The following is a 21,963-nucleotide window of genomic DNA, read 5'->3' as shown; positions in this document are numbered from 1 at the left end:
GACCCGCACCAGAGGAGCGATCCGTGAGCACCCCGACCCCCTCCAGCGACACCCTGCCCGACGGGCGCCGGCCGGTCCGCCGCGCCCTCGTCTCGGTCTACGACAAGGCCGGTCTCGACGAGCTCGTCACCGGGCTGGCCGAGGCCGGGGTCGCCCTCGTCTCCACGGGCGGGTCGGCCGCCCGGATCGAGAGCCTGGGCCTGCCGGTCACCCGGGTCGAGGAGCTCACCGGCTTCCCCGAGTGCCTCGACGGGAGGGTCAAGACCCTGCACCCGCGGGTGCACGCCGGGCTGCTCGCCGACACCACCAACCCCGAGCACGTGCGGCAGCTGGAGGAGCTGGGCGTCGACGGCTTCGACCTCGTCGTCGGCAACCTCTACCCGTTCGCCGACACGGTGGCCTCCGGGGCGGACCAGGACGCGTGCGTCGAGCAGATCGACATCGGCGGTCCGTCCATGGTCCGGGCCGCGGCCAAGAACCACCGCAGCGTCGCCGTCGTCACCAGCCCCACGGCATACCCGGAGGTGCTGGAGGCCGTCGCCGCCGGCGGGTTCACGCTCGCGCAGCGGCAGCGGCTGGCCGCCGCCGCCTTCGTGCACACCGCGACCTACGACGTGCACGTCGCCTCGTGGATGGGCAACGCGCTCACCGACAGCGGCGACGGGACCGGGTTCCCCGCGTGGGTCGGTGCCACCTGGGACCGGGCGGCGGTCCTGCGCTACGGCGAGAACCCGCACCAGCGCGCCGCCCTCTACGCCGACGGCTTCGCCCCGACCCCCGGCCTGGCCCAGGCCGAGCAGCTGGGCGGCAAGGAGATGTCGTTCAACAACTACGTCGACGCCGACGCCGCCCGGCGGGCCGCGCACGACCACGGTGACCAGCCGACCGTGGCGATCATCAAGCACGCCAACCCGTGCGGGATCGCGGTCGGTCGCGACATCGCCGACGCCCACGCCAAGGCGCACGCCTGCGACCCGGTGTCCGCGTTCGGCGGGATCGTCGCGACCAACCAGCCGGTGACCGAGGCGATGGCGCGGCAGGTCGCGGAGGTCTTCACCGAGGTGGTGGTGGCCCCCGACTTCGAGCCGGGCGCGCTGGACGTGCTCTCGGCGAAGAAGAACCTGCGCCTGCTCCGGGTCGCCTCGCCGCAGGCCGGTGGGGTCGAGACCCGGCCGATCTCCGGGGGGCTGCTCGTGCAGGCGGTCGACGCGGTCGACGCCGAGGTCGAGGGCGGCGGCGACGACGCCTCGCGCTGGCGCCTGGTGGCCGGCGATCCCGCGGACGAGGCCACGCTCGCCGACCTGCAGTTCGCCTGGCGTGCGGTCCGCGCGACGAAGTCCAACGCCATCCTGCTCGCCCAGGACGGCGCCTCGATCGGGGTCGGGATGGGGCAGGTGAACCGGGTCGACTCCTGTCACCTGGCGGTCAGCCGGGCGGGGGAGCGGGCCCAGGGCGCGGTGGCTGCCTCGGACGCGTTCTTCCCCTTCGCCGACGGCCTGCAGGTGCTGCTCGACGCGGGGGTCCGGGCGGTGGTGGCACCCGGTGGGTCGATCCGGGACGAGGAGGTCGTCGCCGCGGCCGAGCGTGCGGGCGTGACGACGTACTTCACCGGCACCCGGCACTTTGCCCACTGACCCGGGTCCGGAGCCCTCGACCGGGGGGAGCCCCCTGGTGGCGACCCTCCTGCCGCTGCTCGCGGCGGGGGCCTGCGGGGCCGTGCTGCCGGTCCAGTCCCGGGTCAACGGGGTGCTCTCGGAGCAGGTGGGCGCGCTCCCGGCGGCCACGCTGTCGTTCGGCAGCGGCCTCGTCGTGCTCACCCTGCTGCTCGGGCTCGCCCCGTTGCGCCGACGCGCCGCCGCCGTCTGGGCGGCGGTGCGGGCCGGGTCCCTGCGCCCCTGGCAGGTCGTCGGGGGTGTCGGGGGCGCCCTCCTCGTCGCCAGCCAGACGTATGCCGTGCCGCTGGTGGGCGTCACCGCCTTCCTCGTCGCGGTGATCGGCGGGCAGTCGGTCAGCGCGCTGCTCGTCGACCGCGCCGGCCTGGGCCCCGGGCCGGCGCAGCCGTGGCGGGCCGGGCGGGTCGGGGCGGCGGCGCTCGCCGTCGTCGGCGTCGCGGTGGCGGCCACGGCCCGACCGGACCAGGGCGGTGCCGCGGTCGGTGCCGGGGTGGGCTTCGCCCTCGCGCTCGTGCTGGTCTGCGCCGCCGGCGCCCTCACCTCGGTGCAGCAGGCGCTCAACGGCGTGGTCACCACGGTGAGCAGGGCGCCGGTCGCGACCGCCTGGGTCAACTTCCTCACCGGCACGCTGACCCTGGTGCTCCTCGGCCTGGTGGCCTCGCTCGCGGGCGGGCTGCGGCCCAGCCCCGTCGGCGCCGGTCTGCCCTGGTGGGCGTGGACCGGCGGGGTGATGGGCATCGTCTTCATCGCCCTGGCGGCCTACGCGGTGCAGCACGTGCCCGTCCTCGTCTTCGCCCTCGTCACCATCACGACCCAGCTGGTGGTGGGTGTGCTGCTCGACGCCCTGGACCCGGTCGGCCGTGCGGCGCTGGGCCCCCAGCTGCTCCTCGGCGTCGCGCTGGCCCTCACGGCCTCGGTCTGGGCCGCGCTGGCCCGACCTGCGCGAGGTCGGCGCGCACCCTCGCCCGCGGCCCTCACGCACCGGTAGGCTCCCGGACATGGCGACCCTCGTGATCACCGTCATCGGCGACGACCGGCCCGGGCTGGTCAACGTGCTGGCCGACGTGGTGGCCGAGCACGGCGGGAGCTGGGAGCGCAGCCAGCTGGCCGAGCTCGCCGGCAAGTTCGCCGGCATCGTCACCGTGGACGTCCCCGACAGCCGGTCGCAGGCCCTGGCCGAGGCCCTCGGCGGGCTCGGCGGGGTGCTGGAGACGACCGTGCACCTCGTGGGCGACGACGCCGCCACCGGACCGGCCCGCCCCGCGGGCGACCTGCTGCACCTGGACCTCGTCGGCAACGACCGACCCGGCATCGTCAAGGAGATCACCGGCATCCTGGCCGGGCAGCAGGTGTCCGTGGAGGACCTCCAGACGAAGGTCGTGCCGGCACCCCAGGCCGGCGGGGACCTCTTCGCCGCCAAGGTCCGCCTGCGCGCGCCCGCGGAGACCGACCTGTCGGCCCTGCGGCGGGCCCTGGAGGACCTGGCCGCCGAGCTCCTCGTGGACATCAGCTTCGACGCGGACGACCAGCCGGAGTGGGAGTGAGACCCGCCGCCCGCACGTCCCTAGACTCGACGCCATGACCGCGACGATCCTTGACGGCAAGGCCGTGCACGCGACGATCCAGGACGAGCTGCGCACCCGGGTCGAGGCCCTGGCCCGGCGTGGGGTCGTCCCCGGGCTGGCCACCGTCCTCGTGGGTGACGACCCGGCCAGCCGGTGGTACGTCGGGGCGAAGCACAAGGACTGCGCCGCCATCGGCGTCACCTCGGTGCGGCGCGAGCTGCCCGCGGGCTCCGGCCTCGCCGACGTCCTCGCGACCGTCGACGAGCTCAACGCCGACCCCGCCGTGACCGCCTTCCTCGTCCAGCAGCCCACGGGCCTCGACGAGTTCGCGATCCTCTCGCGGGTCGACCCGGCCAAGGACGTCGACGGGCTGCACCCCAGGAACCTCGGGGCTCTCGTGCTGGGCGAACCGGCGCCGCTGCCGTGCACCCCCGTGGGGTGCGTGGAGCTGCTGCGCCGGTACGACGTGCCGATCGCCGGTGCCGAGGTCGTGGTGGTGGGGCGCGGCCTCACCGTGGGCCGACCGCTGGGCCTCATCCTCACGCGGCGCAGCGAGAACGCGACGGTGACCCTGTGCCATACCGGCACCCGGGACCTCGCCGCGCACACGCGGCGGGCCGACATCGTCATCTCGGCGGCCGGCGTGCCGGACATGATCACCCCGGACATGGTCAAGCCGGGAGCGGCCGTCATGGACGTGGGCGTCGCCCGTCGGGACGGCAAGATCGCCGGCGACGTGCACCCGGACGTCGCCGAGGTGGCCGGCTGGTTGACCCCGAACCCCGGCGGCGTGGGGCCCATGACGCGGGCCATGCTGCTGAGCAATGTCGTGGAGGCCGCGGAACGCACCCTCGACGCCGCGTGATGGACGGCGCGCCGGGGGAGCAGGAGCGGCGGGAGTCCGGCGCCTCGACGCAGCCGCTCGGGGCCTGGTGGGTGGGTGTCCTCGGCCTGGTGGTCTCCGGCGTGCTGCTGACCTCCTCGAACCTGCGCGCCTACGGCTACGCCCTCGGGGCCACCCTGGGCGTGCTCGCCCTGCTCCGGGCGTTCCTGCCGCCCGGCCGGGCGGGCGGCCTGGAGGTGCGCAGCCGGCTCACGGACGTCGCGACGCTGGTCCTCCTCGGCGCCGCGACGGTGGCCGTCGCCGCGACCCTGCGCCTGGGCTGAGCCGCGGCACGAGAACCGCCCCTCCTCGGCGTGCGAGGAGGGGCGGTGGTGGTGCGGGGGAGCGGGCTAGATGAGGCCGAGCTGGGTGACGGCGGCCTTCTCCTCGGACAGCTCGGCCACCGTGGCGTCGATCCGGCCCCGGGAGAAGTCGTCGATGTCCAGGCCCTGGACGATCTCGTAGGACCCGTCGCGGGTGGTCACCGGGAAGGAGCTGATGAGTCCCTCCTCGACGCCGTAGGAGCCGTCCGAGCGGACCGCCATCGACACCCAGTCGCCCTCCGGCGAGCCGCGCAGCCAGTCACGCGCGTGGTCGATGGTGGCGGACGCCGCCGAGGCGGCCGAGGAGGAGCCGCGGGCCTCGATGATGGCGGCGCCGCGCTTGGCGACGGTGGGGATGAAGGTGTCCTCGATCCACTGCTGGTCCCCGACGGCCTCGGCGGCGTTGCGCCCGCCGACCTGGGCGTGGAAGAGGTCGGGGTACTGGGTGGCGCTGTGGTTGCCCCAGATCGTCATGTGCGAGACGTCGGTGACCGGGGCGCCGACCTTGGCCGCGAGCTGGGCGATCGCCCGGTTGTGGTCCAGGCGGGTGAGCGCCGAGAAGCGCTCGGCCGGGATGTCGGGGGCGTTGCTCATGGCGATGAGGGCGTTGGTGTTGGCCGGGTTGCCCGTCACCGTGATCCGCACGTCGTCGGCGGCGTGCCCGTTGAGCGCCTTGCCCTGGGCGGTGAAGATGGCGCCGTTGGCCTCCAGCAGGTCGCCGCGCTCCATCCCCTTGGTGCGCGGGCGGGCGCCGACGAGCAGCGCGACGTTGACGCCGTCGAAGACGACGTCGGGGTCGTCACCGGTCTGCACGGCGCTCAGCAGCGGGAAGGCGCAGTCGTCGAGCTCCATGACGACGCCCTCGAGCGCGCCCAGCGCCGGGGTGATCTCCAGCAGACGCAGCTCGACGGGGGTGTCCGGACCCAGCAGCTCGCCGGAGGCGATGCGGAAGAGCAGGCTGTAGCCGATCTGACCGGCGGCTCCGGTGACGGCGACCTTGACGGGAGTGTTCACGAACGGGACCTTCCTTCGGGTGCACATGGACCGGCGCCGTGCACGCCCGGTGTGGGGCAGCGCCGCGCCGCCGGACGGCTGATGCGGCCGACGCTAGCACCCTGCCCGGAGGCCACCGCGTCCGAGTGGCCGGGGTCGGCGGTGGTGGGCTACGGTGCGCGGGCACGACGGCCGTCGCGTGCGGGGCGCCCGACCCGCCCGGCCGCAGGAACGGAGTGGAGCATGGGACTCATCGACCGGATCAGGGGGGCGTTGCGCGGTCGGCGCCCCGGCGCGGCCGGCGCCGCGGCGGACAGCGGGGCCCGACCGGAGAGCGCGCGTCCCGCGGCGGCACCCGACGACGCGGCAGCGGGGGCCACCCCCGACCAGGCCGCGGCGGAGCCGACCAGCACGTCCGCACCGTCCGAGGGGCGTCACCCCACGGCCACCGTCCAGCCGGGGGACACCCTGGCCGACCTCGCGGCCCGGCACGGCGTGGACGAGGAGGGCATCGTGCGCCTCAACGGCATACCGGACCCGGAGCTGATCTTCGCGGGTCAGGTCTTCCGGCTGCCCCGCGACCCGGCCTGACGCCCGGAGGCCCGCGGGCTCATCCGCCGGTCAGCGGGTGGTCGGCGCGCGTGCGCCACAGCCCGTCGCCGTCGTGGACGTAGAGCCGGACGACGTCCGCGGTGAAGGTGCAGCTGAAGGCGGCCAGGTCGCTGAACGCGCGGTCCATGGCCGGCCCGGGGATGTCGTGCGCCAGGGTGACGTGCGGGTGGTAGGGGAAGTCGATCCGGCGCTGCACCGGCCCCGACCGCACCGCCTGCTCCAGCCGCTCGCAGGTCGCGACCCCCTTGGCCACCTGCACGAAGACGACGTCCGACACGGGGCGGAAGGTCCCGGTGCCGCGCAGCAGGACCTCGAACGCCGCGTGCTCGGCGGCCACCCGGTGCAGGTGTGCCTCCAGGTCGTCCACCACGCCCGACGCGACCTCGGTCGGCGGCAGCAGCGTGATGTGGGTGGGGATCCGCGCGGCCCGCTCCTCGCCGTAGCCGATCCGCAGGCGCTGCAGGTGCGCTCCCCACGGCTCCGGGACGGGGATGGCCACGCCGACCACGGCCGGGTCGACCACGGGGTCGGACGAGGGGCCGCTGGTCATCGGCACACCTTACTCGGCACCGCCCGGCGCCCTGGGGACGTGCTCAGGCCACCGAGCGGGCAGCCTTGTGCACGACCCGCGAGTAGTGCCCGACGAGCTGGTCCACCAGCGCCGGCCAGGAACGCTCCTCCACCCGCAGCCGCCCTGCCGCGCCCAGCCGTCGGCGCAGCTGCTGCTCCTCGGGCCCCGGCCCGACCAGCGGCAGGACCGCCTCCCGCAACGCCCCCCGCACGTCGGGGTCGAACAGCGCACCGGTCACCCCGGGCTCGATGAGGTCGACGGGGCCGCCGCGTGCCGGCGCGACGACCGGCAGCCCGGCCGCCGAGGCCTCCTGCAGCGTCTGGCCGAAGGTCTCGCGGGTGCCGGTGTGCACGAAGACGTCGAAGGCGGCGTAGGCGCGCGCCAGCTCGGCGCCCTCACGGCGGCCCAGGAAGACCGCCTCGGGCAGCTGGGCCTGCAGGATCTCCCGGCTGGGCCCCTCACCGACGAGGACGAGCCGGGTGCCCGGCAGGGAGGCGAGCTCGGTCAACCGGTGCAGCTCCTTCTCCGGGGCGAGCCGACCGACGTAGCCCAGGACGGTCTCCCCGCGCGGTGCCAGCGTGGCGTGCAGCGCGCCCGCGTCGGGGTCGTCGCGACGCCCCGGGTGGAAGAGGTCGCTGTCGACGCCCCGGCCCCAGAGCGCCACGCGGGGGACGTCGTGGGCGGCCAGGTCGGCCAGGGCCGAGGTGGACGGGGCCAGCGTGAGGTCGGCCTGCTCGTGGATGCGGCGGATCCAGCGCCAGGCGGCCCGCGCGGTCAGGTCGCCCGCGGGGCCGGCGTGCTGGCGGATGTAGGAGGGCATGTCGGTCTGGTAGATCGCCACCGACGGCAGGCCGAGGGCGCGGGCGGCGACGAGGCCGCGCACGCCGAGCACGAAGGGCGAGGCGACGTGGACGACGTCGGGCCCGAAGCGGTGCAGGACGGTCTCGAGCTCGTAGGAGGGGAGCCCGACGCGGAACTTGCGCACGGGCAGGCTCGTGACGGTGTGCACCGGGAAGCCGGCGTAGTGCTCCGGGGTCATGACCGGGCTCCACGGGCTGGTGCCGGGAGCGATGACGAGCGCCTCGTGCCCCTGCTCGCGCAGGCACTCCAGCACCTTGCAGACGCTCGTGGTGACGCCGTTGAGGGCGGGGAGGAAGGACTCGGTGACGATGGCGACGCGCACGTGGTCCATCCTCGGCGCGTCGGGTATGTCGTCGGCGGACCCTGGGGGTGTGTCGGGTGGCCGACGGGTGACCAGATGGTGCCCGATCCCGTCGCGCAGGGCACGCCGGGGCGAGCGTGCGGTGCCGGGTCGCGCCGTCACGTCAGGTCCTCGTGGCCGAGCTGCTGCAGGGCGGCCACGACCGAGCGCACGTCCTGGCAGTGCTCGCGGGTGGTGACCAGCAGGGCGTCGGGGGTGTCGACGACCACGACCCCCTCCACGCCCAGGGTCACCACGGTCCGTCCTCCGCGGGCGGCGACGAGGCCCGTGGAGTCCTGCGCGAGCACGTCGTCGGGGCTGCCGAGCACCCGCACGCCGGGGTGGCGGGGGTGCTCCTGGAGCAGGGTGGCCAGGGAGGCGAAGTCGCCGACGTCGTCCCAGCCCAGCTCGGCGGGGACCACCTCCACCAGGCCGCTGCGGGCGGCCGGCTCGGCGACGGCCCGGTCGATGGCCACCGCCGGCAACGAGCCCCAGACCTCGTCCAGCCGACCCGGGTCCCGGGCCAGCAGCCGCAGGCTGCGCACCATCTCCGGGTGCTGGACGGCGAGGAGGTCCAGCAGCACCCCGGCCCGGACGACGAAGATGCCGGCGTTCCACAGGTGCCGCCCGCCCGCGAGGTAGCGCTCGGCGACGCCGCGGTCCGGCTTCTCCACGAAGGAGACGACCTCGTGGACGTCCGGGGCGGTGGGGTAGGACCGCCGCCGGCCCACCTCGATGTAGCCGAACCCCGTGGCGGGGTGTCGAGGCTGGATGCCCAGGGTGACCAGGGCGCCGCCCCGGGCGGCGACCACGGCCTGGCGCACGCAGTCCGCGAAGGCCGTCTCGTCCTCGATGACGTGGTCGGCCGCGAACGAGCCCAGCACGGACTGCGGGTCCTCCCGCTCGAGCACCGCCGCGGCCCACCCGATCGCCGGCATGGAGTCCCGCGGCGAGGGCTCGAGCAGCAGCCGGTCCTGGGGGAGCCCGGCCAGCTGCCGCCGGACGGCCGACGCGTGGGCCCGACCGGTGACGACAAGCACCCGTCCGCCGATCAGCCGGCCCACGCGGTCGACCGTCTCCTGCAGCATCGACCGGCCCGAGCCGGTGAGGTCCTGGAGGAACTTCGGGGCGGCGCTGCGCGAGAGCGGCCACAGCCGGGTCCCCGAGCCCCCGGCCGGGACGACGGCCGTGAGGTCGGCGAAGGCGTCGTCGGCGCGGCTGGAGGTGATCATCTCCGCCAGTCTAGGGTTGCCCTCATGGCTTCGTCCCCGCCGTCCGCCGGTGCCGCGCGCCGGGTGCTCGGCGCCGCGCAACGCCTCGGCTACCGCGGGGTGGTGCGCCCCGTGGCCTGGCGGCTCGACGCCGAGCAGGCCCACCACCTCACCGTCCGTGGCGTGGACGCGCTGGGCCGCAGCCCGCTCACCCGGGCGCTGCTGGCAGCAGGCGGCACGGCGGTGCCCCGGGGCCGGGGGGTCGAGGTGCTGGGGCTGCGTCTGGCCCACCGGGTCGGCCTGGCCGCCGGGATGGACAAGGACGGCCGGGCGGTGGCGGGCTGGGGGGCCCTCGGGTTCGGGCACGTCGAGCTGGGCACCGTCACCGCGCGGCCGCAGCCGGGCAACCCCCGCCCGCGCCTGGTGCGGCTGCCGGCCAGCCGTGCCGTCATCAACCGGATGGGCTTCAACAACGAGGGCGTCGAGGCGCTCGCCGCCCGCCTCCGCGCCGCGCGGCAGGCGGGGTCCGTGCGGCTGCCCGTCGGGGTGAGCATCGGCAAGAGCAAGGTCACCCCCGTGGACGAGGCGGTGGAGGACTACCTCGCCTCGGTGCGGGCGCTCACCGGGCTCGCCGACTACCTGGCGGTCAACGTGTCCTCGCCCAACACCCCGGGCCTGCGCTCGCTGCAGGACGCCGGTCCGCTGGGGGAGCTCCTCACCGCCGTCGTGCGGGCGGCGGACGTCCCGGTCCTCGTCAAGGTGGCGCCCGACCTCACCGCGCCGGCCCTGGAGCAGGCGGTCGGCGTGGCGGTGGACGCCGGGGTGCGCGGGATCATCGCCACCAACACGACCCTGTCCCGGGAGTGGGTCGCCGCCGTGGACGCGGCCCGCGCGGCGGCCGAGAGCGGCGGGTTGTCCGGAGCACCGCTGACGCTGCGGGCCAGGGAGGTCGTCGGCCAGGTGCGCCGGCTGACCGACCTGCCGGTCATCGGCGTGGGTGGCGTGCTGACCGGGGCGGACGCCGCCGCGATGGTCGACGCCGGGGCGGACCTGGTCCAGCTCTACACGGGCCTGGTGTACGCCGGGCCCGGCCTCGTCGCCGACGCCGTCGCGGCGACGACCCCGCGCGGCGACCGGTCGGGGTGAGGACGCCCCCCGCTCGACGCCCGGTGGGGGTGAGGGGGTGGCGGGGGAGCCGCGCGTATGCTCGAGGATGCCCCCCAGCCCCGTCCGGAGAGAGCCGTTGACCACCGACGCCCGCACCCAGCGCGAGACCGCCGCCCCCGACCCCGGCCAGGGGGAGCGGCCCGGACCCCGCCCTCTCGCCGAGGTGATGCGACGGATCGAGGCCGTGGTCGAGGGTCGCGCCGAGGAGCTGCTGGCCTGGCGGCGCCAGGTGCACCAGAACCCGGAGGTGTGCTGGACCGAGCACCGGACCACCGAGCTCGTCGCGGGCGTGCTGTCGCAGGCCGGTGCGCAGGTCCGCACCCTGCCGGGCACCGGTGCCCTGGTCGACATCGGCCACCCCGAGCCGCGCACCCGCATCGCCCTGCGCGCGGACCTCGACGCCCTGCCCATCGACGAGGTGACCGGGCTCCCCTTCGCCTCCACCACCGCGGGCGTCTGCCACGCCTGCGGTCACGACGTGCACACGGTCGGGCTGATCGGGGCCGGGCTGGCCCTGCACGCGCTGTCCGAGGAGCTGGTCGCGCGGCAGGCCGCCGTCCGGTTGGTCTTCCAGCCCGCCGAGGAGACCCATCCCGGGGGCGCGCTCAAGGTCATGGAGCAGGGTGGGCTCGAGGGGGTCGACCGGATGCTCGCGGTGCACTGCGACCCCTCCGTCGACGTCGGCCGCGTCGGCCTGCGCGTCGGGCCGATCACCGCGGCGTCCGACGAGGTGCGCGTCGTCATCACGGGCCGTGGCGGACACACCTCGCGGCCCCACCTGACCCAGGACATCACCTACGCGTTGGGCAAGGTCGTCACCGAGGTGCCCGCGGCGCTGACCCGCCGGCTGGACCCCCGCGCGGCCGCGATCCTCGTCTGGGGCGTGGTGCGGGCGGGGGCCGCGGCCAACGTCATCCCGGCGCGCGGCGAGGCCCTGGGCACCCTGCGCATGCTCGACGCCGAGCTGTGGGACGTCGTCGAGCCCATCTTCACCGAGACCGTCGAGGCGGTGGTCGCCCCCTACGGGGTGAGCGCGAGCGTCGAGTACACCAAGGGCGTGCCGCCGGTGGACAACGAGAACGCCTCGGTCGTCGCGCTGTCCAAGGCGGGCATGATGCTGCTGGGGGCGGGGTCGGTGCAGGCCACCAAGCAGTCCATGGGGGGCGAGGACCTCGGGTGGTACCTCCAGGAGGTCCCCGGGGCGATGGCCCGGCTCGGGACCCGGTCGCCGGGCGGGCCGACCTACGAGCTGCACCAGGGCGACCTCGTCGTGGACGAGCGGTCGGTGCTCGTGGGTGCCAAGCTGCTCGCCGGGGCGGTCTTCACGGCGCTGGGGGAGACGCACCCCTGACCCACCCGGCCGGTCCGGGTGCGCCCGAGCGGGGCGGGTGTGACGGGTGTGACCGCGCAGGTCACGAGTTCGTCACGTCTTGCCGCGCGCGTGAGCCGCGGCACCTACCGGCGAGTCACCAGGGTTACCATCGTCGCGTCATACCCCACAGGACAAAGGAGTATCCCGTGCGTCGGGTCCTGAAGCTCGCAGCCGCCGGTGCGGCCGCCACCCTCGTCCTTGCCGCCTGCGGCGAGGCTCCCGAAGAAGACGACACCAGCGCCGGCGGCGACAGCGCCGAGAGCAGCGAGGGCGGCGAGGCCGCCGGCGGCGACGCCGGTGACTTCAAGGCCTGCATGGTCTCCGACTCCGGCGGGTTCGACGACCAGTCGTTCAACCAGTCGGGCAAGGAGGGTCTGGACGCCGCCGCGGAGGAGCTCGGCATCGAGCCCGTGGAGGTCGAGTCGCAGGCGGACACCGACTACGCCACCAACGTCTCCAACCTGGTCTCCCAGGGCTGCAACATCACCATCGGCGTCGGCTTCCTCCTCGAGGACGCCATCCAGGCGGCCGCGGAGGAGAACCCCGACACCAACTTCGCCCTCATCGACTCCGCCTTCAGCGACGCCGACTTCAACCCGGTCGAGCTGGAGAACGCCAAGCCGATCCTCTTCAACACCGCCGAGGCCAGCTACCTCGCCGGCTACCTGGCGGCGGGCATGACCGAGTCCGGCACGGTCGCGACCTTCGGCGGGCTTCAGATCCCGTCGGTGGCGGTCTTCATGGACGGCTTCTCCGACGGCGTCGACAAGTTCAACGAGGACAACGGCACCGACGTCAACCTGCTCGGGTGGGACAAGGAGGCCCAGGAGGGCGCCTTCTCCGGCGACTTCGAGAACCAGAGCCAGGGCCAGACCCTCACCGAGCAGTTCATCTCCCAGGGCGCGGACATCATCATGCCGGTCGCCGGGCCGGTCGGTCTCGGCGCCGCCGCGGCGGCCTCCGAGGCGGACGGCGTCCACATCATCTGGGTGGACTCCGACGGCTACCTCACGGCGTCCGAGTACTCCGACCTCATGCTGACCTCGGTCCTCAAGCAGATCGGCCCGGCGGTCGAGACCACCGTCACCGAGGCGGTCGAGGGCGACTTCACCAACGAGCCCTACGTCGGCACGCTGGAGAACGACGGTGTCGGCCTGGCCGAGTACCACGACATGGCCGACGACGTCGAGGGCACGATGGTCACCGGCCCGGACGGCGAGGAGATGTCGCTCGCCGAGGCGGTCACCATGCTGGAGGAGATGGTCGTCTCCGGGGACATCACCGTCGAGTCCCCCAACAGCCCGCAGCAGTGAGGTGGGGTCCGCCGGTCGGCCCCTGACCTGCGGACCACCGCCCCGGTAGCGGCCCGGCCCCCTCGGGCCGGGCCGCTACGCTGTCCCTCCGCACCACCCGGTGGCGCCCGATCGCCGGCGCCCGGTCCGCCCCACCCGTGAGGTAGGTATGAAGCAGGTTCTGCGATGAAGCTCGAGCTGCAGGGCATCACCAAGGTCTTCGGCTCGCTGGTCGCCAACGACCACATCGACCTCGTCGTCGAGCCGGGGGAGATCCACGCCCTGCTCGGCGAGAACGGCGCCGGCAAGTCCACCTTGATGAACGTCCTCTACGGGCTCTACGACCCCGACGACGGGCAGATCCTCCTGGACGGCTCCCCGGCGACCTTCAAGGGGCCGGGTGACGCGGTGTCCGCGGGCATCGGCATGGTGCACCAGCACTTCATGCTCGTGCCGGTCTTCACCGTGGCCGAGTCCGTGGCGCTGGGCTACGAGCCCACCGGCGCCGGGGGGGTGCTCAGGCTGGAGGAGGCGCGCCGCCGGGTGCGCGAGATCTCGGACCGGTTCGGCTTCCAGGTCGACCCGGACGCCCGGATCGAGGACCTGCCGGTCGGCGTCCAGCAGCGGGTCGAGATCATCAAGGCGCTGTCGCGGGACGCGCAGGTGCTCATCCTGGACGAGCCCACCGCCGTGCTCACCCCGCAGGAGACCGACGAGCTCATCCGCATCATGCGCGAGCTCAAGGAGTCCGGGACCTCCATCGTCTTCATCACCCACAAGCTGCGCGAGGTCCGGGCGATCGCCGACCGGATCACCGTCATCCGGCGCGGCAAGGTCGTGGGGGAGGCCAGCCCGACCTCCACCGAGACCGAGCTCGCCTCGCTCATGGTCGGCCGCTCGGTGAGCCTGACGGTCGACAAGGAGCCGGCGCGGCCGGGGGAGGCGACCTTCGAGGTGGAGAACCTGTCCGTCGTCGCCCCCAACGGCACCGTCCTCGTCGACGACATCTCCTTCGACGTGCGCGCCGGGGAGATCCTCTGCGTGGCGGGGGTCCAGGGCAACGGCCAGACCGAGCTCGCCGAGGTCATCCTCGGCATCGAGGAGGCCGACTCCGGGTCGGTCCGCCTCGACGGCAAGGACATCCTGGGCACCGGCGTCAAGCAGCGGTTGCGCTCCGGCATCGGTTTCGTGCCGGAGGACCGCTCGACCGACGGCGTCGTGTCCAGCTTCTCCATCGCCGAGAACCTCGTCCTCGACCTCTACGACACCCAGCCCTTCGCCCGCGGCGTGTCGATGAGCCCGGCCAAGGTCACCGCCAACGCCGAGCAGCGGACCGAGGAGTTCGACGTCCGCCACACCTCGGTGCACGACCCCATCCTCACCCTCAGCGGCGGCAACGCGCAGAAGGTCGTGCTGGCCCGGGAGATGTCCCGTCCGCTGCGCCTGCTCGTCGCCTCGCAGCCCACCCGGGGCCTGGACGTCGGCTCCATCGAGTTCGTGCACAGCCGGGTCGTCGCCGAGCGCGACCGCGGCACCCCCGTCATCATCGTCTCGACCGAGCTGGACGAGGTGCTCGGTCTCGCCGACCGCATCGCGGTGATGTACCGCGGGCGCATCGTGGGGATCGTCGACGCGAAGGGCGAGGACGGCACCCCGGTCAACCGGGACGTGCTCGGGCTCATGATGGCCGGCGTGCCGCTCGAGGACGCCCAGGAGCAGGCGGCGCAGCACCGGTCCGTGCTGGGTGCCGCCGACCTGGGCGACGACGACCGACGCCCCGCCGCCGAGGGTGAGACCCGGCATACCTCCGCCCCTGCGACCACCGAGGAGCGCCCGTGAGCGACCAGACCCCCGGCCACACCCCCGAGCGACCGGACGCCGGCGAGGAGCAGTCCGTCGCGGCGACCCCGCCCGGGGAGACCGGCGGCCCCACCGTGCGCGAGCAGGAGCGCCCCGGTGTCCTCCAGCAGATCCTCGGCGGCAGCGCCCTCATGTCGGTGCTCGCGGTCGTGCTGGCCCTCCTCATTGGCGGGCTGCTCATCGCGTTCGCCGACGAGGACACCAGGGAGGCCGCGACCTACTTCTTCGCCCGGCCCCTCGACACCGTCTCGGCCGGGTGGACGGCCATGGCCGACGCCTACGTCGCGATGTTCCGTGGCTCGGTCTTCGACTGGCAGGCGGCGACCTTCGCCGGCATGGTCAACCCGCTGACCGAGTCCATGGTCTTCGCCATCCCGCTCATCCTCGCCGGTCTCGGCATCGCCGTGGGCTTCCGCGCCGGGTTGTTCAACATCGGCGCCCAGGGGCAGATCATCGTCGGCGCCATCGTCGCCGCCTGGCTGGGCTTCGCCTTCGACCTGCCGCCGGTCATCCACCTGCTCGTCGCCATCCTCGGTGGCGCGATCGGCGGGGCGGTATGGGGTGGCATCCCGGGTGTCCTCAAGGCCCGGTTCGGGGCCAACGAGGTGATCGTCACGATCATGCTCAACTACATCGCGGTCTACCTCATCAGCTACATCCTCAAGCAGCCCGGCTTCAACCCCGGGCGCACCGGGCAGCGCAGCCCGGCCGTCAGCCCCGACGCGACCTACCCGCTGCTCGTGCCGCAGTGGCTGTGGCCGGACAACGGCTTCCGGCTGCACTGGGGCTTCGTCGTCGCGATCCTCGCGACCGTCTTCGTGTGGTGGCTCATGGAGCGCTCCACCGTCGGCTTCCAGATCCGCGCGGTCGGCGCCAACCCGGCCGCGGCCCGCACCGCCGGCATGTCGGTGGGCCGGATCACCGTCATCACCATGGTGGTCGCGGGCGCCCTGGCCGGCCTGGCCGCCACCGGGCAGGTGCTCGGCACCGAGCGCTCGCTCACCGCCGGCGTGGCCGCGTCCTTCGGCTTCGACGCCATCACCGTCGCGCTGCTCGGGCGGTCCCGGCCCTGGGGCACCTTCTTCGCCGGGCTGCTCTTCGGGGCGCTCAAGGCCGGAGGCTTCCTCATGCAGTCGTTGACCTCCACCCCGATCGACATCGTCCTCGTGGTGCAGTCGCTCATCGTGCTCTTCATCGCCGCGCCCCCGCTGGTGCGGTCGGTCTTCCGGCTGCCCGACCCCGACCGTCGGCGACGACGCAAGGCCGACACCCGCGCGACCCAGGAGGCCACGGCATGAGCACCGCCACCGAGCCGCAGCAGGTCAGCCCGCCCGAGGGTGCCGGACCTCAGCGGGCCCGACCCAAGGTGAGCCTCAAGGCCACGCTCGTCTACGCCCTCGCCGCCCTCGTCACCCTCCTCGCCTGGGTGCTCGACACCCCCGCGGATGCCCGGACCACCTTCCAGTTCGGCACCAGCGGCGACGTCGTGAGCATCCCGAACATCGCGGTCCCCGCGCTGGGCTTCCTCGTGGTGCTGCTGGTGGTCATACTCGCGGCCACGGGCTTCTCTCTCTGGCGGTGGCGTCAGCGTCGGCCGCTGCCGGCCTGGTCGCACGTCGTCGTGGGGGTCGCCTTCGTCCTGGCCTTCCTCACCTTCGTGGGCGCCGGGCGCAGCACCGTCATCCCCATGGTCTCGCTGCTCGCGGGGGCGCTGGCGCTCTCCGTGCCGCTCGTCTTCGGCGCGATGTCCGGCGTCATCTGCGAGCGCTCGGGCATCATCAACATCGCCATCGAGGGCCAGCTGCTCTTCGGGGCGTTCATGGGGGCGGTCGTCGCCTCGGCCGCGGGGTCCGCCTACCTCGGGCTGGTCGCGGCACCGATCGCCGGTGCCCTCGTGGGGGCCGGGCTGGCGTGGTTCTCGGTGTCCTTCCGGGTCAACCAGATCATCGTCGGCGTGGTGCTCAACACCCTCATCATCGGGCTCACGGGCTTCCTCTTCTCGACCGTGCTCTCCGACAACAAGGCCCTGTGGAACAGCCGCATGCCGCTGCCGCGCATCCGGATCCCGCTGCTGGCCGACATCCCCGTCGTCGGACCGGTCCTCTTCGACCAGACGATCCTCGTCTACCTCATGTACGCCCTCATCTTCGGCCTGCAGTTCATGCTCTTCCGCAGCCGGTGGGGACTGCGCACCCGCGCCGTCGGCGAGCACCCGAAGGCGGCCGACACGGTGGGCATCAAGGTCAACGTGCGCCGGGTCTGGAACACGATCCTGGGTGGTGCCATCGCCGGCCTCGGCGGTGCCTTCTTCACCGTCGGCTCGGGGCTCGCCTTCGGGCGGGAGATGTCGGCCGGCCAGGGCTACATCGCGCTGGCGGCGATGATCCTCGGCAAGTGGAACCCGTGGGGTGCGGTCATGGCCGCGCTGCTCTTCGGCTTCTCCAAGAACCTGGGCAACGTGCTGTCAAGCATCGGCAGCGGGGTCCCCTCCGAGCTGCTCCTCATGCTGCCCTACGTCATCACCATCCTGGCCGTCGCCGGCTTCGTCGGGCGGGTCCGCCCGCCGGCCGCCGAGGGCGTGCCCTACACCAAGAGCTGAGCGCGCGGCCCGAGTCAGCCGGGCCGGCGCCGACCCCCGAGGAGTCCCCCATGGCCACGATCGACTGGCAGCCGCTGCACGACGCCGCGGTCGCGATGACGGAGCGGGCCTACGCCCCCTACTCGGGCTACCCCGTGGGTGTCGCGGGGCTGGTCGACGACGGCCGCGTGGTGGCGGGGTGCAACGTCGAGAACGCCGGCTACGGCGTCACCCTGTGCGCCGAGTGCGGGATGATCTCCGACCTGGTGGCCGGCGGCGGTGGCCGCCTGGTGGCGGTGTGGTGCGTCGACGGCCGGGGCGAGACGATCATGCCCTGCGGGCGCTGCCGGCAGCTGGTCTGGGAGCACGGCGGTGCGGACTGCCTGCTGCAGACCCCGCAGGGCGTGCTGCGCATGGACGAGGTGCTGCCGCAGGCGTTCGGCCCGGAGGACCTGGAGCGCCGCTGAGCCCTGCGGGTGTCAGGTGTCCCGCGGGCCACACCGGCCACATCCTGCGGGGAGATGCACCGCGGCCCGGGTCATGTCCCCGGTCGCTGCTCGTTTCCCCGCGCGGTGGTGCCGGTGGGACGGCGGGGACCGGAGAGGCGCTCGGCCAGCCCGGTGCCGCGCACCAGCACGAAGGACGTGACGACCGCCACCGCCGGGACGACGCCGAGCTCCAGCTGCAGGCCGAACATCATCGTCGTGATCACCATGACCATGAGCGGCAGCGGCACCATCGCGACCGTGACGGCCGCCGCCAGGGCCGGCACCGCGACGACGAGCGGGACGCCGGGCACGAGCTGGTGCACCAGGACCCCGGCCACCGCGCCCACGAAGACCAGCGGGAAGATCGGACCGCCGAAGAAGCCCCAGCTCATCGAGACCACGAAGGTCAGGACCTTCCCGAGGAGCACCAGCACCAGCAGTCCGGTGGTGACCGCGGCGCCTCCCTCCAGGACCGCGCCCAGCTGCCCCCGGCCGGAGAACAGGGTGAGCGGGAGGGCATACCCCACCGCGGCGACCACCGCGGCACCGACCACCGCCCGCGTCACGACGTGCGGCACCCGCCTGCTCCACCGCTGCGAGAGCGTCATCGCCGCGACGCAGCCCGCCCCCAGCAGGGCTCCCACCACCCCGAGGACGACGGCCAACCCGATCCACCACACCCGCAGGTCGGGCTCGCCCAGGTCGTTGACGGACAGGAACGGCGTGCCGATGAGGGGGTAGAGCACGGCCAGCGCGGTCGTCGCCGACACGATGCCGGGCAGCATCCGGTGCGGCGCCTGCTGCCAGCGCTCGTGGTGGGCCTCCCAGGCCATGATCGGGCCGGTGAACGGGAAGGTGCCCAGGGCGCCGAAGACGCCCGAGATCCCGGCGAAGGTGAGGTCCTCGGTGGCCTCCTCACGCCTCTCGTAGCGCCGGCCCACCGCCGTGCCGATCCCGCCGCCGAGCGTCCCCAGCGGCGCCTCCGGGCCCACGGAGCCGCCACCGACCAGGCTGATGAGGCCGAGCAGGCCGTAGCGCAGTCCCCGCCGCGGAGGCACCTCGCCCTCGATCATCTCGGCGATGAAGTTGGGGTCGGGGCCGGTCAGCCCCATGCGGTGCCGTACCCACCCGACCAGGGCACCCGCGGCCAGCACGACGACCACCCCGACCAGCGACCCGGTGAACAACCCCAGCGGGGTCCCCTCCTCGCCCCACAGGAGCCTGGTCACCAGGTGCTCCACGGCGAGGTAGACGACGCAGGCCGCGCCGGCGAGCAGCCCGACGACGGCGGCACCCCCATGACCCGCCAGAAGTGCGGGTCGAGGTCATGGCCGTGCGGGCGGGTCGGGGGAGAGGAGGCAGGGCCGGGGCAGGCCGGCCTCGAGGGCGAGCCTCCCGGCCTCCTGGCTGCGCGCGAGGTAGAGCACCTGGCCGCCGATCTCGGCGACCCGCTCGTGCAGGGTGCTCATCGTGCCGGCGTCGACGACGACGCGACCCTGCTCCGGCGGGAGGAAGGTGTCCTCGCCGAAGGTGCCCGAGCGGTCCCGGCGCGCCACCGTCGAGACGTCGACCGGGCGCTGACCCATCGCCTCGGCCAGCACCCGCAGCGTCCCCGCCGCCTGCCCGCGGGGCTCGCCCCCGTCCACGGGGACCGAGAAGCGCACCTCGGGGCCGTCGTCGTGGATCTCCTGGACGACCCACCGGGCGCGGCGCTCGTGGGTCATGACGGCGTAGGTCAGGGCCGGACGGTCGTCGAGCCGCGCCTCGGTGGCCACGACGAGCGCCTGCGGGTCCAGCCCCACGGCCATCGTCGTCGCGGCCGACATCGTCGCCTCGATGCGCAGGGTCGACACCGTGGCCAGGACGCGGTCGTTGCGCACGGCGACGATCGTGGGGAACATCGGTTGCGGGTCCTGCGTCACACTGCGTGAGCGCCGCAGCAGGTCCGTGACCGGCGGCGCGACGAGGGCCATGATGTCAGCGATGAGCACGCGGGCCAGGATGTCACACCGACCCACGGTCGGGGAGCGAGAGCGGAGACACGTATGAAGAAGCCCACCCGGGTGCCGATCTTCGGCATCGTGCTCGTGGTCGTCCTGGTCAACGTCTTCTCCAGCTGGGACGTGCCGATCGTGCCCATCATCATCGGGCTCGTCGTCGTCAGCATGGTCACCGGCCAGGGGCGACGCACGAGGTCCGTGGGCGGCCGGTCGACGGCGGGCGACCGACCGGCCACCACCCCGCAGCAGCCCGTGGAGGACACCTCCGACCTGCCGCGCATCGACGTCCCCCGCTACCCCGACCAGACCCCGCCCCCTCCGCTGCCCCGGCAGGGGGCGGGCGGGACGGAGCACCCACCCACGGGGGGTGCCTCGTCGCGGGAGGCCGCGCCTGGCGCGAACCCCTGGGAGGGGCCGGGCACCCGCGACGCCGGCGCCACGGCATACCCGACCAGCACCTCGACCGACCCGGTCGTGTCCCTCGGGCAGCTGCACCTGGGCCGGCTGGGCCGGGAGCTGGACACCGCCGCGCGCAGCGGCACCGGCGCGGACGTGACACGGCTCCTCGGGGAGATCGACCAGCTCGTCGAGCGCTCCCTGATGATGCTCTCGGGTGCCCACGGAGGACCGGGCAGCGGGCGCAAGGAGTTCGAGTCGGGGCTGCGGCGTCTGGCGCGGGAGGTCGACGCCGCCCGCGGCGAGGAGCTCCCCGGGAGCCGGGTCGCGCGGGTGGTGCAGACCTCCGGCTCGCTGGCCCGGACCGGTCGCTACGCCTAGCCGCGACATACGTCACACTGGGCGGATGAGCGAGTCTTTCGATGCGGTCGACATCATCCGGACCAAGCGCGACCGGGGGGAGCTGAGCGGCGAGGAGATCGCCTGGGTCATCGACGCCTACACCCGTGACGTGGTGGCCGACGAGCAGATGTCGGCCCTGGCGATGGCCATCCTGCTCAACGGCATGGACCGCCGGGAGATCAGCGACTGGACCAAGGCCATGATCGCCTCCGGCGAGCGGATGGACTTCTCCTCCCTGTCCCGCCCCACGGCCGACAAGCACTCCACCGGCGGCGTGGGCGACAAGATCACCCTGCCGCTGGCGCCGCTCGTCGCCGCCTGCGGGGTCGCGGTCCCGCAGCTGTCCGGCCGGGGGCTGGGTCACACCGGTGGCACCCTGGACAAGCTCGAGGCGATCCCGGGCTGGCGCGCCTCGCTGTCGAACGAGGAGATGCTGGACCAGCTGGAGGACGTCGGCGCGGTCATTTGCGCGGCCGGCTCCGGCCTCGCCCCCGCGGACAAGCGGCTCTACGCCCTGCGCGACGTCACCGGGACGGTCGAGGCGATCCCGCTCATCGCCTCCTCGATCATGAGCAAGAAGATCGCCGAGGGCACCGGGACCCTCGTCCTCGACGTCAAGGTGGGGTCCGGCGCGTTCATGAAGACCGAGGCCGACGCGCGCGAGCTCGCCGAGACGATGGTGGCGCTGGGCCAGGACGCCGGGGTGCACACGGTGGCCCTGCTCACCGACATGTCGACCCCCCTGGGGCTCACCGCGGGCAACGGCGTCGAGGTCGCCGAGTCCGTCGAGGTGCTCGCCGGTGGCGGGCCGAAGGACGTCGTGGACCTCACCGTCGCGCTGGCCCGGGAGATGCTGCAGGGGGCGGGCGTGACCGACGTCGACCCCGCGGACGCGCTGGCCGACGGTCGTGCGATGGACGTGTGGCGGCGGATGATCGCCGCGCAGGGCGGTGACCCGGACGCGTCCATGCCGGAGTCCCAGGAGAGCCAGGAGGTCCTCGCCGACGCCGACGGCGTGCTCACCCGGCTCGACGCCCTGGCCGTCGGGGTCGCGGCCTGGCGGCTGGGGGCCGGCCGCGCCCGCAAGGAGGACCCCGTCCAGGCCGCCGCCGGCGTCGTCCTGCACGCCAAGCCCGGCGACGAGGTCCGCAAGGGTCAGCCGCTCATGACGCTGCACACCGACGACGCGGGTCGCCTCGAGCGGGCCACCGCGGCCCTCGACGGCGCGTGGGCGGTCGGCTCCGCCGACGAGGTGGAGACGGCCGACAGCATCGTCATCGACCGCGTGGGCTGACCCCGCACCGGACGCGCGCTCCAGCCGCACCGGACTCGCGCTCCAGCCGCACCGGACTCGCGCTCCGGACGCACCGGACGCG

Annotated in this window: 21 protein-coding genes; 15 read left to right on the top strand and 6 right to left on the bottom strand. The window is 74.1% G+C overall.

What is annotated here, in order from left to right; translation table 11 throughout:
• Positions 1–23 precede the first annotated feature (23 nt).
• From purH to FHD63_RS10475, 5 genes are read left to right on the top strand one after another with little or no spacing between them, the layout of a single operon-like run.
• The gene (purH, locus tag FHD63_RS10495) at positions 24–1,634 is read left to right on the top strand and encodes a bifunctional phosphoribosylaminoimidazolecarboxamide formyltransferase/IMP cyclohydrolase (protein ID WP_139722024.1); all 1,611 of its coding nucleotides are present in this window, start codon (positions 24–26) and stop codon (positions 1,632–1,634) included.
• A 37-nt stretch (positions 1,635–1,671) separates the two neighbouring features.
• Positions 1,672–2,661 carry a DMT family transporter gene (locus FHD63_RS10490; protein WP_158296754.1) on the top strand — a complete coding sequence of 330 codons (990 nt, stop codon included), beginning with the start codon at positions 1,672–1,674 and terminating at the stop codon, positions 2,659–2,661.
• A gap of 10 nt (positions 2,662–2,671) precedes the next feature.
• Positions 2,672–3,217 carry a glycine cleavage system transcriptional repressor gene (locus tag FHD63_RS10485; protein WP_139722022.1) on the top strand — a complete coding sequence of 182 codons (546 nt, stop codon included), beginning with the start codon at positions 2,672–2,674 and terminating at the stop codon, positions 3,215–3,217.
• A 34-nt stretch (positions 3,218–3,251) separates the two neighbouring features.
• On the top strand, positions 3,252–4,103 hold the full coding sequence (locus tag FHD63_RS10480; protein WP_139722021.1) for a bifunctional methylenetetrahydrofolate dehydrogenase/methenyltetrahydrofolate cyclohydrolase: 852 nt from the start codon (positions 3,252–3,254) through the stop codon (positions 4,101–4,103).
• Positions 4,103–4,405, top strand: coding sequence for a DUF3017 domain-containing protein (locus FHD63_RS10475; RefSeq protein ID WP_238705852.1), 303 nt, complete (start codon positions 4,103–4,105; stop codon positions 4,403–4,405). The genes FHD63_RS10480 and FHD63_RS10475 overlap by 1 nt, the downstream gene beginning before the upstream one ends.
• Before the next feature lie 66 nt (positions 4,406–4,471).
• On the opposite strand, the gene FHD63_RS10470 is transcribed toward FHD63_RS10475, so the two are convergent.
• Positions 4,472–5,485, bottom strand: coding sequence for a malate dehydrogenase (locus FHD63_RS10470; RefSeq protein WP_139722019.1), 1,014 nt, complete (start codon positions 5,483–5,485; stop codon positions 4,472–4,474).
• A gap of 195 nt (positions 5,486–5,680) precedes the next feature.
• Between FHD63_RS10470 and FHD63_RS10465 the strand changes: the two genes are divergently transcribed.
• On the top strand, positions 5,681–6,028 hold the full coding sequence (locus FHD63_RS10465) for a LysM peptidoglycan-binding domain-containing protein (RefSeq protein ID WP_202978368.1): 348 nt from the start codon (positions 5,681–5,683) through the stop codon (positions 6,026–6,028).
• A gap of 19 nt (positions 6,029–6,047) precedes the next feature.
• On the opposite strand, the gene FHD63_RS10460 is transcribed toward FHD63_RS10465, so the two are convergent.
• The 3 genes from FHD63_RS10460 to FHD63_RS10450 all read right to left on the bottom strand — a co-directional run bounded on the left by FHD63_RS10460 (position 6,048) and on the right by FHD63_RS10450 (position 9,053).
• Complete coding sequence (locus FHD63_RS10460; protein WP_139722017.1) at positions 6,048–6,599, bottom strand: 2'-5' RNA ligase family protein; 552 nt, start codon at positions 6,597–6,599, stop codon at positions 6,048–6,050.
• A gap of 43 nt (positions 6,600–6,642) precedes the next feature.
• Positions 6,643–7,803, bottom strand: coding sequence for a glycosyltransferase family 4 protein (locus FHD63_RS10455; protein ID WP_202978367.1), 1,161 nt, complete (start codon positions 7,801–7,803; stop codon positions 6,643–6,645).
• Positions 7,804–7,940: 137 nt separating this feature from the next.
• Positions 7,941–9,053, bottom strand: a complete 1,113-nt coding sequence (locus FHD63_RS10450) for a mannose-1-phosphate guanylyltransferase (RefSeq protein ID WP_139722015.1) — start codon at positions 9,051–9,053, stop codon at positions 7,941–7,943.
• A gap of 24 nt (positions 9,054–9,077) precedes the next feature.
• On the opposite strand from FHD63_RS10450, the gene FHD63_RS10445 reads away from it, so the two are divergent.
• From FHD63_RS10445 to FHD63_RS10415, 7 genes are all read left to right on the top strand, one after another.
• Positions 9,078–10,178 (top strand): quinone-dependent dihydroorotate dehydrogenase, encoded by a 1,101-nt coding sequence (locus FHD63_RS10445; protein WP_139722014.1) that lies wholly within the window; start codon positions 9,078–9,080, stop codon positions 10,176–10,178.
• A 67-nt stretch (positions 10,179–10,245) separates the two neighbouring features.
• Positions 10,246–11,550: an amidohydrolase gene (locus FHD63_RS10440; protein ID WP_238705620.1), complete on the top strand. Its 1,305-nt coding sequence runs from the start codon at positions 10,246–10,248 to the stop codon at positions 11,548–11,550.
• A 167-nt stretch (positions 11,551–11,717) separates the two neighbouring features.
• Positions 11,718–12,884 (top strand): BMP family lipoprotein, encoded by a 1,167-nt coding sequence (locus FHD63_RS10435; protein WP_139722013.1) that lies wholly within the window; start codon positions 11,718–11,720, stop codon positions 12,882–12,884.
• Between the two features lie 165 nt (positions 12,885–13,049).
• A complete protein-coding gene (locus FHD63_RS10430; protein ID WP_139722012.1) occupies positions 13,050–14,702 on the top strand; it encodes an ABC transporter ATP-binding protein in 1,653 nt (550 codons plus the stop codon).
• Complete coding sequence (locus FHD63_RS10425) at positions 14,699–16,021, top strand: ABC transporter permease (RefSeq protein ID WP_139722011.1); 1,323 nt, start codon at positions 14,699–14,701, stop codon at positions 16,019–16,021. The genes FHD63_RS10430 and FHD63_RS10425 overlap by 4 nt, the downstream gene beginning before the upstream one ends.
• The gene (locus FHD63_RS10420; RefSeq protein ID WP_139722010.1) at positions 16,018–17,322 is read left to right on the top strand and encodes an ABC transporter permease; all 1,305 of its coding nucleotides are present in this window, start codon (positions 16,018–16,020) and stop codon (positions 17,320–17,322) included. The genes FHD63_RS10425 and FHD63_RS10420 overlap by 4 nt, the downstream gene beginning before the upstream one ends.
• A gap of 50 nt (positions 17,323–17,372) precedes the next feature.
• Positions 17,373–17,768, top strand: coding sequence for a cytidine deaminase (locus tag FHD63_RS10415; RefSeq protein ID WP_139722009.1), 396 nt, complete (start codon positions 17,373–17,375; stop codon positions 17,766–17,768).
• A gap of 71 nt (positions 17,769–17,839) precedes the next feature.
• Here the strand turns inward: FHD63_RS10415 and FHD63_RS10410 are convergent, their stop codons facing one another.
• Both FHD63_RS10410 and FHD63_RS10405 read right to left on the bottom strand, forming a co-directional pair.
• Positions 17,840–19,018: a chloride channel protein gene (locus FHD63_RS10410; RefSeq protein ID WP_139722008.1), complete on the bottom strand. Its 1,179-nt coding sequence runs from the start codon at positions 19,016–19,018 to the stop codon at positions 17,840–17,842.
• Positions 19,019–19,114: 96 nt separating this feature from the next.
• Positions 19,115–19,780, bottom strand: a complete 666-nt coding sequence (locus FHD63_RS10405; protein ID WP_139722007.1) for a hypothetical protein — start codon at positions 19,778–19,780, stop codon at positions 19,115–19,117.
• A gap of 54 nt (positions 19,781–19,834) precedes the next feature.
• Between FHD63_RS10405 and FHD63_RS10400 the strand changes: the two genes are divergently transcribed.
• Positions 19,835–20,566, top strand: coding sequence for a hypothetical protein (locus FHD63_RS10400; protein WP_139722006.1), 732 nt, complete (start codon positions 19,835–19,837; stop codon positions 20,564–20,566).
• Positions 20,567–20,591: 25 nt separating this feature from the next.
• The gene (locus FHD63_RS10395) at positions 20,592–21,881 is read left to right on the top strand and encodes a thymidine phosphorylase (protein WP_139722005.1); all 1,290 of its coding nucleotides are present in this window, start codon (positions 20,592–20,594) and stop codon (positions 21,879–21,881) included.
• Positions 21,882–21,963 lie beyond the last annotated feature (82 nt).

The sequence above is a fragment of the Serinicoccus chungangensis genome (assembly GCF_006337125.1).
In the GTDB taxonomy this organism is placed as follows: Bacteria; Actinomycetota; Actinomycetes; order Actinomycetales; family Dermatophilaceae; genus Ornithinicoccus; species Ornithinicoccus chungangensis.
This window is presented reverse-complemented; position numbering and strand designations above follow the sequence as displayed.

Excerpts from the sequence above, each read along its gene's own strand:
- FHD63_RS10485 (WP_139722022.1), top strand. The coding sequence starts at position 2,672 with ATGGCGACCCTCGTGATCACCGTCATCGGCGACGACCGGCCCGGGCTG.
- FHD63_RS10480 (WP_139722021.1), top strand. The coding sequence starts at position 3,252 with ATGACCGCGACGATCCTTGACGGCAAGGCCGTGCACGCGACGATCCAG.
- FHD63_RS10475 (WP_238705852.1), top strand. The coding sequence starts at position 4,103 with ATGGACGGCGCGCCGGGGGAGCAGGAGCGGCGGGAGTCCGGCGCCTCG.
- FHD63_RS10470 (WP_139722019.1), bottom strand. The coding sequence starts at position 5,485 with ATGTGCACCCGAAGGAAGGTCCCGTTCGTGAACACTCCCGTCAAGGTC.
- FHD63_RS10465 (WP_202978368.1), top strand. The coding sequence starts at position 5,681 with ATGGGACTCATCGACCGGATCAGGGGGGCGTTGCGCGGTCGGCGCCCC.
- FHD63_RS10460 (WP_139722017.1), bottom strand. The coding sequence starts at position 6,599 with ATGACCAGCGGCCCCTCGTCCGACCCCGTGGTCGACCCGGCCGTGGTC.
- FHD63_RS10450 (WP_139722015.1), bottom strand. The coding sequence starts at position 9,053 with ATGATCACCTCCAGCCGCGCCGACGACGCCTTCGCCGACCTCACGGCC.
- FHD63_RS10445 (WP_139722014.1), top strand. The coding sequence starts at position 9,078 with ATGGCTTCGTCCCCGCCGTCCGCCGGTGCCGCGCGCCGGGTGCTCGGC.
- FHD63_RS10440 (WP_238705620.1), top strand. The coding sequence starts at position 10,246 with ATGCCCCCCAGCCCCGTCCGGAGAGAGCCGTTGACCACCGACGCCCGC.
- FHD63_RS10430 (WP_139722012.1), top strand. The coding sequence starts at position 13,050 with ATGAAGCTCGAGCTGCAGGGCATCACCAAGGTCTTCGGCTCGCTGGTC.
- FHD63_RS10420 (WP_139722010.1), top strand. The coding sequence starts at position 16,018 with ATGAGCACCGCCACCGAGCCGCAGCAGGTCAGCCCGCCCGAGGGTGCC.
- FHD63_RS10415 (WP_139722009.1), top strand. The coding sequence starts at position 17,373 with ATGGCCACGATCGACTGGCAGCCGCTGCACGACGCCGCGGTCGCGATG.
- FHD63_RS10400 (WP_139722006.1), top strand. The coding sequence starts at position 19,835 with ATGAAGAAGCCCACCCGGGTGCCGATCTTCGGCATCGTGCTCGTGGTC.
- FHD63_RS10395 (WP_139722005.1), top strand. The coding sequence starts at position 20,592 with ATGAGCGAGTCTTTCGATGCGGTCGACATCATCCGGACCAAGCGCGAC.